This window comes from Paenibacillus protaetiae, from assembly GCF_004135365.1.
Classification (GTDB): domain Bacteria; phylum Bacillota; class Bacilli; order Paenibacillales; family Paenibacillaceae; genus Paenibacillus_AP; species Paenibacillus_AP protaetiae.
In genome coordinates, this window is sequence record NZ_CP035492.1 from 3,782,806 (window position 1) to 3,797,275 (window position 14,470).

15 protein-coding genes are annotated in these 14,470 nt (G+C 52.9%); 10 read left to right on the top strand and 5 right to left on the bottom strand.

The window, feature by feature from the left end; translation table 11 throughout:
• Positions 1-31: 31 nt before the first annotated feature.
• From ET464_RS17550 to ET464_RS17575, 6 genes are all read left to right on the top strand, one after another.
• A complete protein-coding gene (locus tag ET464_RS17550; RefSeq protein WP_129443187.1) occupies positions 32-664 on the top strand; it encodes a DUF1349 domain-containing protein in 633 nt (210 codons plus the stop codon).
• 175 nt (positions 665-839) lie between these two features.
• Positions 840-1,265 (top strand): MaoC family dehydratase, encoded by a 426-nt coding sequence (locus ET464_RS17555; RefSeq protein ID WP_129444539.1) that lies wholly within the window; start codon positions 840-842, stop codon positions 1,263-1,265.
• Between the two features lie 443 nt (positions 1,266-1,708).
• Positions 1,709-3,583, top strand: a complete 1,875-nt coding sequence (locus ET464_RS17560; RefSeq protein WP_482811943.1) for a rhamnogalacturonan lyase — start codon at positions 1,709-1,711, stop codon at positions 3,581-3,583.
• 249 nt (positions 3,584-3,832) lie between these two features.
• A complete protein-coding gene (locus tag ET464_RS17565; RefSeq protein WP_165280044.1) occupies positions 3,833-4,633 on the top strand; it encodes a class I SAM-dependent methyltransferase in 801 nt (266 codons plus the stop codon).
• Positions 4,630-5,181, top strand: coding sequence for an ATP-binding protein (locus ET464_RS17570; RefSeq protein ID WP_129443191.1), 552 nt, complete (start codon positions 4,630-4,632; stop codon positions 5,179-5,181). Before ET464_RS17565 ends, ET464_RS17570 begins: the two co-directional genes overlap by 4 nt.
• A gap of 58 nt (positions 5,182-5,239) precedes the next feature.
• Complete coding sequence (locus tag ET464_RS17575; protein ID WP_129443193.1) at positions 5,240-6,046, top strand: polysaccharide deacetylase family protein; 807 nt, start codon at positions 5,240-5,242, stop codon at positions 6,044-6,046.
• Positions 6,047-6,123: 77 nt separating this feature from the next.
• Here the strand turns inward: ET464_RS17575 and ET464_RS17580 are convergent, their stop codons facing one another.
• From ET464_RS17580 to ET464_RS17590, 3 genes are all read right to left on the bottom strand, one after another.
• On the bottom strand, positions 6,124-6,555 hold the full coding sequence (locus tag ET464_RS17580) for a hypothetical protein (protein ID WP_129443195.1): 432 nt from the start codon (positions 6,553-6,555) through the stop codon (positions 6,124-6,126).
• Positions 6,552-6,755, bottom strand: a complete 204-nt coding sequence (locus ET464_RS17585) for a hypothetical protein (RefSeq protein ID WP_129443197.1) — start codon at positions 6,753-6,755, stop codon at positions 6,552-6,554. Before ET464_RS17585 ends, ET464_RS17580 begins: the two co-directional genes overlap by 4 nt.
• A 184-nt stretch (positions 6,756-6,939) precedes the next feature.
• The gene (locus tag ET464_RS17590; protein WP_129443199.1) at positions 6,940-7,977 is read right to left on the bottom strand and encodes a Gfo/Idh/MocA family protein; all 1,038 of its coding nucleotides are present in this window, start codon (positions 7,975-7,977) and stop codon (positions 6,940-6,942) included.
• Positions 7,978-8,160: 183 nt separating this feature from the next.
• On the opposite strand from ET464_RS17590, the gene ET464_RS17595 reads away from it, so the two are divergent.
• The gene (locus ET464_RS17595; RefSeq protein WP_129443201.1) at positions 8,161-9,054 is read left to right on the top strand and encodes an AraC family transcriptional regulator; all 894 of its coding nucleotides are present in this window, start codon (positions 8,161-8,163) and stop codon (positions 9,052-9,054) included.
• Positions 9,055-9,130: 76 nt separating this feature from the next.
• On the opposite strand, the gene ET464_RS17600 is transcribed toward ET464_RS17595, so the two are convergent.
• The gene (locus ET464_RS17600; protein WP_341869712.1) at positions 9,131-10,144 is read right to left on the bottom strand and encodes an ABC transporter substrate-binding protein; all 1,014 of its coding nucleotides are present in this window, start codon (positions 10,142-10,144) and stop codon (positions 9,131-9,133) included.
• A gap of 174 nt (positions 10,145-10,318) precedes the next feature.
• Here ET464_RS17600 and ET464_RS17605 point away from each other — a divergent pair, with 174 nt between their 5' ends.
• Positions 10,319-11,287 carry a diaminopimelate dehydrogenase gene (locus tag ET464_RS17605; protein WP_129443203.1) on the top strand — a complete coding sequence of 323 codons (969 nt, stop codon included), beginning with the start codon at positions 10,319-10,321 and terminating at the stop codon, positions 11,285-11,287.
• Positions 11,288-11,413: 126 nt separating this feature from the next.
• On the opposite strand, the gene ET464_RS17610 is transcribed toward ET464_RS17605, so the two are convergent.
• Entirely contained in the window at positions 11,414-12,238 is an 825-nt protein-coding gene (locus ET464_RS17610) for a helix-turn-helix transcriptional regulator (RefSeq protein ID WP_129443205.1), read from the bottom strand.
• A 156-nt stretch (positions 12,239-12,394) separates the two neighbouring features.
• Here ET464_RS17610 and ET464_RS17615 point away from each other — a divergent pair, with 156 nt between their 5' ends.
• Positions 12,395-13,150 (top strand): sugar phosphate isomerase/epimerase family protein, encoded by a 756-nt coding sequence (locus ET464_RS17615; protein ID WP_129443207.1) that lies wholly within the window; start codon positions 12,395-12,397, stop codon positions 13,148-13,150.
• 18 nt (positions 13,151-13,168) lie between these two features.
• Entirely contained in the window at positions 13,169-14,329 is a 1,161-nt protein-coding gene (locus ET464_RS17620) for a Gfo/Idh/MocA family protein (RefSeq protein WP_129443209.1), read from the top strand.
• The last annotated feature ends 141 nt before the right edge of the window (positions 14,330-14,470 follow it).

Genomic DNA, 14,470 nt, shown 5'->3' on the forward strand with positions numbered 1-14,470 from the left:
TGCGGATATGCCATTATTGGAGGGAAGCGCTATGGAGAAGACATGGATTTTGAATGAACAGTTCGACAGCGGCCGTATGGACGAACGGCTGGAATGGTATTGCGAGCCGGGCACATGGAAGTTGTCTTCGTCCGGGCTTATGCTGGAAACGGATGAACAAACCGATTATTGGCAGAGGACCCATTACGGTTTTCAAGTGGATAACGGGCACTTCCTGTTTAAGAGAACGAACCGGAACTTTCGAATGACTGCAAAAGTCGAAGCTTTGCCGCAATCCAAATACGATCAGGCCGGCTTGATGATCCGGTATTCGGAAGAGGTGTGGGTAAAAACATCGCTGGAATACATACCGGACGGCCAAAGCAAGCTGGGAGCCGTTGTGACAAACCGGGGATATTCGGATTGGTCAACCCAGCTCGTAGATTGGGCAGCTGTCCCGCTTTATTTCCGCATATCGAAAATTGGTCAAAATGTTTATGTGGATTATTCATGGAACGGGGAGAGCTGGACTCAGATTCGAATTGCTCACCTGGACGTGCCGGAGCATTCCAGCATTCAGGCCGGGATATACGCATGCAGCCCGCAAGGGAAAGGCATGAAGGTGCATGTTCACAATTTGACGATTGAGGAGTTAGGTTCGGATCCGGAGCAAGCTTATTTATAAAGGAAGCGGCAGGTTCAGGCCAATTAAGCCTGAACCTGCCGCTTCGTTCCGGGAAGAGGGGAAGGCCGTATGGCCGAAGAGAGTTGCGACCTATTTAAGAATATGAGTACAATATACAATATTCTATTCGGTAACTTTAACAGGATTCACCATGAATAACCCGGAGGTGCGCAAGTTGAAATACGATGATTTTGAAATAGGACAAACTTACGAAACAGCACAATATTTGTTTACCAAAGCTGATATTATGGCGTTTGCAAGCGAATATGATCCCCAATATATGCATCTGGATGAAGCGAAAGCGGCGCAGGGGAGATTCGGCGGCATTATTGCCTCCGGCATGCAGACGATGGCAGTAGCGTTTAAGCTGTGGGTGCAGCTGGGCATGTACGGCGACGAGGTTGTAGCCGGAACCGGAATGAACAACGTCCGGTTTATCCGGCCGGTCTATCCGGGCAACCGGATCCGGACGAAAGCGGAAGTGATCGGCAAAACCGATAAAAATAGCGACAACGGTATTGTAACCGTGTTATTAACGGCGGTAAACGAAAAGGATGAACGAGTGTTTACGGCCGAGCTTTCGGCGCTGATCCGCAAATAAAAGATGCAAAAACCGCCTGCCCGGGTTGTCCGGACAGGCGGTTTTTGCGCTGTCAGGGGCTGCTTCGCGGCATGCCGGACAGGCTGCACGGCGCCTTGACAATGGCGCGGCATACGCCTCGCCGTGCAGCGCGACGGGGGATACCGGCTTCGTTTTGGATTCTTTTGCCGTATTTATACTTTATTACGCCTATATTTTGTAACCGCTATCAATAATGTCTTATTGATGGTTAATTTGCGCAGGGGGATAATCGGGTAGATTCCCGATGCGCAGCGTGCGGCGGGCAAATGATTCGGCAATGAAAGGGCTGCCCGGGAACGGCCAGCATCGGCATCTTAACAGCATGTTAACGGCCATCTTGCATGAGGGGGTGATCGGCGTCCTATTGTAAGGCATGAAGCTTGTAGGTTATCACTATATGAGCTTAGGAGGGTATGGAAGACATGTTGAGAATGATGAACGTAAAGCTGATCGCCAAGGCTGCCTGTGCGTGTGCATTATCCGCGCTGCTCGTTACGCCTGTTGTCACCCCGCTGCATCCGGTTCACGCTGCCGGGCCAGCTCGGCAAATGGAAAAACTGGACCGCGGCCTCGTGGCGGTAAAAGTAAGCGGCGGCGTATTTGTCAGCTGGAGGCTGCTGGGCACGGAGCCTTCCGGCATCTCGTTTAACCTTTACCGCAACGGAACGAAGGTGAATGCATCGCCGATTACCAGCAGCACCAACTATTTGGACCCGTCCGGGACAATCAGTTCCAGCTATACTGTCAAAGCAGTGCTGAACGGTACGGAGCAAGCAGCTTCTGCAGCGGTTACGCCCTGGGGACAAAACTATTTGACGGTACCGATCCAGAAGCCTGCGGGAGGCACTACACCGGACGGAGTCGCTTACACGTATTCCGCTAATGACGCCAGTGTCGGCGATTTGGACGGGGACGGCAAATATGAAATCGTACTGAAGTGGGACCCTTCCAACTCCAAAGATAATTCACAGGACGGTTATACCGGCAATGTGTACATTGATGCTTACAAGCTCGACGGCACCCGCTTGTGGCGGATTGATATGGGCAAAAATATACGGGCCGGCGCTCATTATACGCAGATGATGGTGTATGATCTGGACGGTGACGGCAAAGCGGAAATCGCTTTGAAAACGGCGGACGGCACCAAGGACGGCACCGGACAGGTGATTGGCAGCTCCACGGCCGACTACCGCAATTCTGCCGGACGGATATTAACCGGTCCGGAATATTTAACGATTTTCGCCGGGGCAACCGGAAAAATATTAACCACCGTTAATTACGATCCGCCGCGCGGCAACGTCAACGACTGGGGCGATAATTACGGCAACCGGGTCGACCGCTTCCTGGCGACAATTGCTTACCTGGACGGCGAACGGCCAAGCCTTGTGATGGCCCGCGGCTATTATACCCGTACCGTGCTTGTCGCGTACAACTGGCGCGGCGGCTCGCTGACGAAGCTGTGGACATTTGACACGAACAGCTCGGGCAATTCGGCTTATGCCGGACAAGGAAACCACAACTTGACCGCTGCCGATGTGGATGGCGACGGCAAGGATGAAATTGTATACGGCGCAATGACGGTGAATGACAACGGACAAAGCTTGTATAATACAGGCCTTGGGCACGGCGATGCTTTGCATGTAGGCGACCTTGATCCGAGCAAGGCAGGGCTGGAAGTGTTTAAGGTAATGGAAAATACGGGAGCAACCTATGGCGCGGCTGTGTGGAAAGCTTCCAACGGGGCAATCCAGTGGGGCGTGCATACCGGCTCCGATACCGGCAGAGGGATGGCTGCGGATATCGACCCGCGTTATCCGGGCGAAGAAGTATGGGCTTCCTCCGGTGTAGGCTTGTACCAAATTAACGGTACCAAAATTACGAGCACGGTTCCGTCCATTAACTTTGGCATTTGGTGGGACGGCGATTTGTCGCGCGAGCTGCTTGATGATAACCATATCGACAAATGGAATTATACCAACAGCACAACAACGAATCTGCTGACCGCCAGCGGAACGGCTTCCAACAACGGCACCAAAGCAAATCCGGCGCTCCAGGCCGATCTGCTGGGCGACTGGCGCGAAGAAGCGGTATGGCGCACAACGGACAGCACGGCATTGCGGATTTATACCACGACCGATGTAACGAGCACAAGGCTGTATACGCTCATGCATGACCCGTTATACCGGCTGGATATTGCTTGGCAGAACGTGGCTTACAACCAGCCGCCGCATACGAGCTTTTATCTCGGCACCGGCATGTCGACGCCAGCAGCTCCCAACATTTATGTGACGCCTTAAAGGGAAACATGCAGCTAAGCGTGTGATAAGCTTGGGCAGGTTTTAACTGCAATCAGGCCAGGACGGGCTGCCGGGAACGGCAGCCCGTCCTGGTTTAAGGCGCTTCATGCTGCGCATACGTGATACGTTATGTTAGTTTGGATGCTTTACAAGCGCTGTTTCCTTTGGATTCTTTTTGCGGCGGGGCTGTCATTTCCGCAAGTACGGTTTTATAATGGGGGTTATTCCCATTTGAAGGAGGCGCAGCGGTTGAATCAAGTAATCGGTTATTACCAGGCAACAGATGAAGATTCCCGTTTTTCGCGGAATTCCCGCAAAATCGAGTTTTTGACGACTACAGACATATTGGATCGTATCGTGCCGCCAGGTTCGGCTATTTTGGATGTAGGAGCGGGTACAGGCGTTTATTCCTTTTATTATGCGGAGAAGGGGCATGATGTGACGGCTGTCGATTTGACGCCCAAGCATATTGACATGATACAGCGCAAGCGGGACAATTACGCATCGGATATTAAGCTGAAGGCGGCAGTGGGCGATGCAACCGATCTGAGCGAATATGAATCGGAAATGTACGATGTCGCGTTGTGCTTTGGCCCGGTTTATCATCTCGTAGAGGAAGAAGCCCGGAACCGCTGCTTCCGTGAATGTTTAAGAGTACTGAAGCCGGGCGGCATACTGGCCGCCGCTTATATTAATAAATTTGACGTTATGCCGATGCTGGCGACAAGGGACGCTTCCTTCTTGAGAGAAAGCGTCGTGGACAAAATGTTAAACGAAGGCGTCATACGCTCGGGAGATGCCGATTGCTTCTGGACGGACGCTTATTTTACAAGCCCGGACGAGATGGAACAGCTGCTGGCCCGGTTTGGCGTACAGGTCATTGACCACGCTGCAACAGACGGGTTAAGCCACACGATCGGCGACCATATCGACCGGCTGACGGACGAGCAGTTTCATGTCTGGGTGAATTATCATAAACGGACATGCCGTGAACGGACGATTATGGGCATCAGCAGCCACGGGCTAATCGCAGGGCGGAAAGCGTTATGAGCAGATTAGCTGTAATGACTGTCGGCAAAACGCATAGCGGCAAAACAACGTTCGCCGAATCGCTTCAGGCGCAGCTGCCGGGCTCGGTCATGATCGACCAGGACAATCATGCCGCGTTCATCAATAAGCATTATCGCGGTTTACGGCCAAAGGAAGGGCCAAATAGGCTTAAATTCGCGATTACGCAAACCATTGCGGATTATGCTGTGCGGGAAACGGACTGCCATTTGATATTAAGCAATTCGAACCGTTACCGAACCGGGCGGTTAAAGCTGCTGGAGCATTACCGGAAGGAAGGTTTTATTTGCGTCCTTGTTTATTTTGATGTTCCGGATGCCGTATTGCAGGAGCGGGTTGCCGCTACTGAACGCAGCGGCGATATTTTCCGGACGGCAGCCAGTTTCAACGAAGTGCTGATCCGGCAGCAAAAGGAAACCGATGACGTATTTCCGCCAACTGCAGAAGAGGCGGACCATTTGTTTACGATCAACACTCCGGACGATGTTCCTGCCGTTATTCAAAGCATTATCGGCCTTCAGTCCCTTTGAGGCAAAGCTTTCTTAAGGCGGACGATCAGCGATCCTAATTATTCAGGGGGTTAACCTTATGAACCGAATTGCGTTATGTTTTCCCGGCGGGCGCCATAAAGCGCTGACGTTCAGCTATGACGACGGCCATGTGGCCGACCGTAAATTAGTGGCGATGATGAATCGCTATGGGCTGCGCGGGACGTTCCATTTGAACGCCGGCTTACTGGGGCAAGGCGATAAAATCGCGGCGGACGAAGTCCGTACACTGTACAGCGGGCATGAAGTGTCGGCGCATACGTTAACGCATCCTACCATTGAACGGTGCCCCAACGAGCAGATTGTGTATGAGGTGATGGAGGACCGCAAAAGGCTGGAGCAGCTGGCCGGGTACCCGGTCCGCGGCATGTCCTACCCGAACGGCTCGTATAATGAGCGGATTAAGAGCCTCCTGCCCGGGCTCGGCATCGAATATGCCCGTACCGTCGGCAGCAGCGGCCAATTTGGCATGCCGAAACATTGGCTGGAGTGGCAGGCAACCTGCCATCATAACAACGGCTTGCTGCAGCATGCGGAAACGTTTGCCGGTCTGCACAAAACGCAATATTTATATTTAATGTACGTATGGGGACACAGCTATGAATTTGACCGCGACGGCAATTGGGAGCTGATGGAGCAGTTCTGCCGTCTGGCAGGCGGCCGCGAAACTATTTGGTATGCAACCAATATTGAAATCGTAGATTACATGAATGCTTTTGACCGGCTTAAATTTGGCGCAGGCATGAACGTGGTATACAATCCTTCGGCAGCAAGCGTCTGGCTGAACGTGAACGGGCAGACGACAGAAGTAAAGGGCGGAACGCAGCTCATACTTGAAAATGATTGACAAACAAGGCAGCCAGCCGGACTTTAAATCCGGCTGGCTGCCTTGTTTGTTCGCCTCATCTTCACTGGCGAAGCGATTCATGATTCCGTTTTGTCCATAGCAATGATCGAAACGAACATATTGATGACGGCGATATACAACGGGTACAAGACGGCTGCGCCAAGGAGCAGAATACCGACTCCGCCAAGCGGCTCCTCTTGTGGATCGGTCATCGGAAATAAAGCGGCAATGACCCAGATCAAACCGCAAAAATAAGGAACCCATAATAAAAGAGAGACGTGCTTGATTTTGCGTTTGCCAAGCAGCTTGGCGGTCAGCCAAAAAACGAGGAGGGTAAACGCCGCAAATAAGAGCAGATTGGTAAACGTCAAATACCGGTCCAAATGCGAGATGCCGGTTACCCGTTCAAGCCGGTATGTATTTACGACAAGTTCACACGGTATCCACAAACAGACTGCGTACAAAAAGCTGATTATATTCACATGCAGCAGCGGACGAAGGAATGTCATGGCCGGCTCCTTCTGACGAGCCAAACCGCTCCGTTCCCGATTGCGGCGCCCAGCAGCAACAGCGCTGCCGATATGATGCCGCTGAGCAGGCTGCTGTCCTTGTCGGTTTTGATAAGATAGGCAATGGACACTGATAAAAGGATAAACAGAATGGTGCAAATGGCAGCGGCAGCCGCCCGGATTCGTGCAGAACGGTTCATCCCGTTATACTCCTTCCTAACGCAAGAGGTAAGTATAATTTTACCATACATAACAGAGGAAGGGAAAGTGATGGTCCGCCACATGGCTTGAGAGCAGCATTGCCATCTTGGCTAGCAATGCTGCTGCCCCGCCCGCCGCTGCTGCCGGTTCACTGCCATACCGACCGGCCGGCCGGTCGGTCGTTTAGCCCTGCATAAACGAAGCTATATTCACTTTGGCGCCGGTACGTGCGCTTTCGAGCGCGGCAAGCACCATCACCATGCTGTATACGTTATCGCTGTTGTCGGTTTCCGGTTTTTGTCCGGCTTTTAACGATTCGAACATATGGGCCAGGCAGCCGTGGTGGAATGTAAGCTCCATTTCGATCGGATCGCCTTCCTTCCGCTCGTATTCGTACAGGAATTTGCCTTCCTGCCCTGCAGCCGGAACGACTTCGGCGTAAGGGAACGACTGGCCGTCCCAGATGGCCGTCCCTTTGTCGCCAACCACCCGCCAGGAAGCTTCCCATGATGTAGGCGCGCCTTCTGCGCACCAGGAGCCCCGGTAATCGAAGACGGAGCCGTCCGACATCTCGAAGATGCACAGTGCCATCGCGTTGCCTGCGTACCACGAGCCTTGCGGATTAAATTCGTGACAGTAAACGGATACCGGATTGGCGCCGGTAATCAGCCTCGCCTGGTCAAACGTATGGATAGCCATATCGAGCAGAAGCGGGCTTTCCATCGTATCGCGGAACCCGCCAAAATGCGGGCCGAGGAAAAAGTCGGCGCCGACATACCCAACAGTGCCGACGGCGCCATCGTCTACAAGCCGGCGCAGCGAGCGGATGCGCGGATCGAACCGGCGGTTTTGCATAACCGCATGCGTCCGTCCGTACTGCTTGGCCAGCTGCACCAGCCCGGTCGCCTGAGCGATCGTTTCCGCCAGCGGCTTTTCGCTGAATACATCGCAGCCGAGCTCCATCGCAGCCGCAGCATTGGAGAAATGGCTGGCCGGAATAGATACGTCAAACACAAGATTGGCGCCGGTGTCCCGGATCGCTTCACGGAGATCGGTAAATACGGGGCAGTCCAGCTGTTTTCTTTCTGCAAGCGCTTTCGCCGCTTCTGGTATAATATCTACAAGTCCAACAATGATGGCGTCCGTGCGGGTTAGCGCATAGTCGACCCATGTATTCGACATGCCTCCGCAGCCTGCCACAACAATTCGAAATTGACTCATATAGGCTCCTCCTTGTGCGCGGAACGGCCAACACCAGATTCCGCATAAGGGTGGTCCAATGGTTGCCCACCCTTCCGATATTGTCATATAGTATTGCTATCACACTTATTATAGGCGAGATGGAATCTGATTGAACGGTTCGATCTTGGCGGAAACTAGCAGTATATTGTGGGGGTTAATCCGATGCGCCATCCGAATGAGTTATGGGAGGATACCCGGCTTGAGCAAAAGTCGTATCCGATTCAGCTGTTCCGCAACGCAAGCGGAAACAGGCAGGCCGGGGACAATATTCTTTATTTGCATTGGCATGAGCATATGGAATGGATTGTGCTGCGGCAGGGCAAGGCTGTTTTTTATATCGACAGCCGCCAGGTGGAAGCAAACGCCGGTGATGTGCTGTTTGTGCCCGGAGGCAGTCTGCATGTCGGTTATGCGCTGGAGGAAGGCGAAGTCGTCTATGACTCGCTTGTTTTTAACGCCGCTTTGTTTAATGAATGGGTGCATGATCCGGTTTACGCGCAGCTGGCGGCCCCTTATGTGGAGGGGAGCCTCCCGTTTCCGGCTGTCTTATCCGCAGCAGATGATTGGGAGGTGCGGTACCAGCCGGCTTTGGAAGATATTGTGGAGGAGCTGACCCGCAAGGAAGCGGGTTACCAGCTCATAGTCAAAGCGAAGCTGTATGCGCTTATCGTAATGCTGGCCCGTTATTGCAGCGGCAGCCAGCCTTCCGCCCGCCAGACGGAAGCCTACTTCATGAACCGCGACCGGTTCAAGCAGCTGATCGGCTGGATCGAGCAGCATTTTGCCGAGAAGCTGACGGTGCGCCAGGCGGCGGAGCTGATGAGGCTGGACCCGTTCCATTTTTGCAAGCAGTTTAAAAAGATGACCGGACGCACCTTTATCGAATACGTCAATGTGTGCCGGGCGAATGAAGCGGAACGGCTGCTGCTTGGCAGCGAAGCGACCGTCGGCGAAATCGCGCTCCGGGTCGGCTGTGATAACGCCAATTATTTTACGAAGCTGTACAAGCAGTACAAAGGCATAACGCCGTCCGCCGCCAGACGCCGCAGCCGGTAGGCATACGGGATATATCCAAATATAAACGTCCCCCGATGGTTAGAGGAAATCCAACTGTCGGGGGGACGTTTGTAATTTATTTTACGGAAAGCAGGCTGTTTGCAATGAAATCAAGCTGCGATTCCAGCGATACCGGATCGTTGTACGTATCGGCTTTCGGATTCAATTGGAACACGTTGCCGGCTTTAACGGCCGGGAGGCTTTTCCAGATCGCACTGTCATAGACAACCTTCGGATCGCTTGTATCGCCCGACCAAGGGCATGTAAATACAATGTCGCCTGCAAACTGCGGAAGCTTCTCCATCGAAATCGTCGCCCAGCCGGTGCCGCTGTCGATTACTTCCTTCTGGAATTCCGCCGGCGCTTTCAGACCGAACTCGCCGTAAATAATTTCCCCGCCCCGTCCGTAGAATGTGCCGAAGGCGTACAGGCCTTTTGCGTAAGGGTTCAGGATCGATACGGTTTTGTCGCCGACTGCGGCTTGCACTTTTGGCTTCAGGTCGTTAATTTTTTGATCCCATTGCGCTACCCAAGCTTTCGCTTCAGCTTCTTTATTCGTCAGCTTGCCGAATTCAAGCAATTGATCCCGATAAGGCCTTTTGCCGTATTCAACGGCAACAACTGGCGCAATTTCCGCAAGTTTGTCCAAGCCTTCCGTGCCGGTATAGGCAATGATCAGGTCAGGCTTCAATGCTAGGACATGCTCCGGCGTAGCATCATCGCTTAACGTCTGAACCCCGTCCAGCTTGCCTTCAAAATAAGGGTTGTCCATGGCGTTTTGCAGCACGCCAACCGGCTTGACGCCAATCGCCAGGAAGAAGCCGGTGTAAAATGCCGTCAGGTCCACAATGCGCTGCGGGTTTTTAGGCACTTGCACATCGCCGTTGTCGGCGTGGTAAGTAACCGTTTCCGCGTCGCCGGCTGTTCCGGCATCGCTGGAAGCGGAAGGAGCCGCAGACGGAGCCGGCGAGGAGGCGTTAGCTCCCGAGTTGTTGTTTGCCGCGTTGTTGCCGCATGCGCTTAACAGCAACGCAAAGGCTGCTATGATCGCAATAAGTACGTGAATTTTTTTAGTTTGGATTAAATGCAAGTTAGTTCACCCCTGAATATTATGATATTGATAATCGTTATCAATATAACACAGAGGGCAACGATTAGCAACCAGGGGGGAGAGAAAAAGCGTAGATTGTCCATTTTCTTTAATAGTTTTAAGAAAATAAACTGGTTATAATGGAATTATAACGACAAGGAGGTTTTTTTAGCTATGATTCGTGTTGGTATTGTCGGTCTTGGGAATTTGGGCAAAGGGGTCGAAATGTCCCTCAAGCAAAATCCGGACATGGAGCTGGTAGGCGTATTTACACGCCGTGACCCTGCAGGCGTTACAGCCGGCGCCCCTGTATACTCTATTTCGCAATTGAATGATTTTGCAGGCAAAATCGATGTTATGATTTTGTGCGGCGGTTCTGCGACGGATCTGCCGGAGCAAGGTCCTGTATTGGCCAAGCTGTTTAATACGGTAGACAGCTTTGATACGCATGCCAAAATCCCTGAATATTACGCTGCGGTTGACGCGGCTGCTGCACAAAGCAATCATGTCAGCATTATTTCGACCGGCTGGGATCCGGGCTTGTTCTCCCTGAACCGCCTGCTTGCCGAAGCGGTATTGCCAGAAGGCAATGAATATACATTTTGGGGACGCGGCGTAAGCCAAGGCCACTCGGATGCGATTCGCCGCGTAGCCGGCGTGAAACGCGGCGTACAATATACGATTCCGGTTGAAGAAGCGGTGAACCGTGTTCGCGGCGGCGAAAATCCGGAGCTGACAACCCGCCAGAAACATCTCCGCGAATGCTTTGTGGTGCTGGAAGACGGCGCCGATGCGGAACTGGTTGCCCAAACGATCCAAAACATGCCGAACTACTTCTCCGACTATGACACAACTGTAAACTTCATTTCGGAAGAAGAGTTTACAAGCACGCATACGACGATGCCGCATGGCGGCATGGTGCTCCGCAGCGGACGCACGGGCGAATCGTCCACGCAAATTATTGAGTTTGGCTTGAAGCTGGACAGCAACCCGGAATTTACGGCTAGCGTGCTTGTTGCTTATGCAAGAGCGGCAGCCCGCCTTGCAGCGAAAGGCGACTTCGGCGCCAAAACGGTATTTGACATTCCGTTTGGCTTGCTTTCCCCGAAAGCGCCGGACGAGCTCCGCAAAAACCTGCTGTAAAACGGCAGCATAAAGAGAGCGCAGCAATGGAGGAACTGCATCCTGTTATGGAAACAGGGTACAGCTTCGGATGCTGCGCTCTTTTTTTGGTTATTACGGCCTGTCCGGCCCGTTCGCCTGCGCTTGTTACTGGAGCCGGATGGGCGATTGCTTCTCGGATGGCGCATGGCCGGCTACTTTCTTGTAGGAACGGAAAAACGACGAGTAGTCCCGGAAGCCGGCAGCCGCTGCCGCGGAACTGGCGGATTGGCCCTGCAGCATCAAATTTTGCGCCATGACGACCCGCTTATGGATCACGTAATTGCCTACGGTCGTGCCGGTCGCTTTCCGGAACAATTTATTTAAGTGATGTTTGCTGATATAGAACCGGCTGGACAGCTCATCCAGTGTAATCGGCTCGGTAATATGTTTATTCAAGTAGGAAATTATGCGGGAGACGGATTGGACGGAACAATCGGCAGCGCCTTGCGACGAATAGCTCATCATTAGAATTTGCGACAGTAATGCTTCAAGCCTGACGCGGAGCGAAAGATCGCGGATAGCCTCGCCGGCATGGCGGGCATCCATCAGCTGTTTGAAGTAGGCGTACATTCCGCTGTCCGCCGCGTCTTCGTAATAAATGCCGGCCGGACTTTGTTCCGCCTGAAACGGCGACAGCAGAACGGACTGATTTTCGGGCGGCAAAAATTCAGGGACAAAATGAAGCGAAATCCGCTCATAAGGGATAGCGCTTTCGATTTTGACGCCGTGAAACACATGCGGCGCGATCAGCAGCAGGCTGTGCGGCTTCGGCACATATTTGGTGCCTTCTACGAGATAACTGACCTCGCCTGCGACAAAATAAAAAACTTCGTAAAAGTTGTGGCAGTGCAGCGCATATTGCGCTGTCGGCTGTCCGGTTACGGTATGATGAAGGATTAATGAATCCGTATGAATGCCTGCGAGCTGCATGGGAGATCGCCTCCTGCTTCATGTAGCTTTAGTCTAGGCGATGATCGCTAGATTTGCAATGTTATTGCGCTTATTCGCAATGGTGCATTCGGGTCTGCGCTCTATAATTAAGGGGTGAAGGGCATATCTGCAAGTATAGAGGAGGAGCCAAATTCCATGATTTTAGGCGCACAATTGTATACCGTTCGAGCTTATCTGCAAACGGAGAAGGATATCCGGCGTACGCTGCAAAAGATTGCAGAAATGGGCTATACATCGGTCCAAGTCTCGGCAATGGGCAGCATTCAGCCTGCGACGCTGCGGGCCATCTGCGATGAGCTGTCGCTGCAAATTGCACTCACGCATACGAATGCCGACCGGATTGTGAACGAGACGGAGAAGGTCATCGAAGAGCATGATATATTGGGCTGCAATTATATTGGCATCGGCGCTATGCCGGATAAATACCGGGGGCTGGACTGGTACGGCTATTTCGCGCACGATTTCCGGGAAGCGGCGGGCAAAATCGCCAAAGCCGGCAAGCTGTTTATGTACCATAACCATAACTTTGAGTTTGAGAAAATCGGCGGCAAACGGCTGATTGAACGGCTGATTGAAGATTTTTCGCCGGAAGAGATGGGCATTACGCTCGACACGTATTGGGTGCAGGCCGCAGGGGCGGATGTATGCGAATGGATCGGCAAGCTGAAGGACCGTCTCCATTGTGTTCACTTGAAGGATATGGAGGTGCGCGGGACGGCGCAGCTGATGGCGCCGGTGATGGAAGGCAACATGAATTTCCCGGCGATTATGAAAGCGCTTGAGCAAACGAATGCCAAATATGCGCTTGTCGAGCAGGATGTATGCCAAACTAGCCCGTTTGAATGCCTGCAAACCAGCTACAACAATCTGGCCGCGCTCGGTTACCGTTAACAAAGGAGGAGAAAGAGAATGGCAGTATTGCGTATGGGCATTATCGGGATGGGCAATATGGGCTCTGATCATGCCAAAAAACTGATTCGCGGCATTGTACCGGAGGTAGAGCTGACGGCTGTATCAGAAATGGACGAGACCCGGCTGGAAGCTTCCAAAGCGTATTTGCCGGAATCCGTCGGTTTGTTCGCCAGTGCCGAGTCACTGATGGACAGCGGCTTGTGTGATGCGGTCCTGATCGCAACCCCGCATTACGATCATCCGCGTCTGGCTATGCTGGCGTTTGACAAAGGGCTGCATGTGCTGTGCGAGAAACCGGCCGGCGTCTATACGAAGCAGGTCCGGGAAATGAACGAGAAAGCGCAGGACAGCGGCGTTGTGTTCGGCATGATGTTTAACCAGCGGACCAACCCGATCTACCGCAAAATGCATGAGCTTGTGCACAGCGGAGAGCTGGGTGCGGTCAAACGGGTCAACTGGATCATTACGGACTGGTACCGGACGCAAGCCTATTACGATTCGGGCAGCTGGCGCGCCACCTGGGCAGGCGAAGGCGGCGGCGTACTCATTAACCAGTGCCCGCATAATATTGATCTGCTCCAGTGGATATGCGGCATGCCGGCGCAGGTCCGTGCCTTCTGCCATGAAGGGAAATGGCATCACATCGAAGTGGAAGACGATGTAACGGCCTACATGGAATTCCCGAACGGGGCAACAGGCGTATTCATTACTACGACCGGCGATCTGCCGGGCACGAACCGCTTCGAAATTACGCTGGAAATGGGCAAGCTCGTCTGCGAGAACAATACGTTAACGCTGCACAAGCTGAGCCAGAATGAACGCGAATATTGCTTTACGTCCAAGGACGGGTTTGCCAAACCGGAAGTGGACGTATCCGCCGTGCCGGCGGAAGGGGATAACAGCCAGCATATGGGCGTGATCGCCTCGTTTGCGAAAGCCGTCTTAAACGGTGAGCCGCTTATTGCAGGCGGAGAGGAGGGCATTCGCAGTCTGGAGCTGTCGAACGCCATGCATTTGTCGAGCTGGCTCGGCGAAACGGTGGAGCTGCCGATCGACGAGGAGCTGTACTTGCAGGAGCTGAATAAACGGATTGCAGGTTCCAATCGGAAAGAAACCGAAGCGGTACTGTTCGACACAGAAGGCAGTTTTGGTTCTTAACCGCGGAGGGAAGTCTGAAGCGTTCGCTTGCAGCAGCCTGCAGCAAAGGAAAAAGCGTACACCGGTGTACGCTTTTTTTTATGTTTTTTAGCCGAATCTTATAAATGAATGGTTTACCCAACGAAACGATAACACTTATCC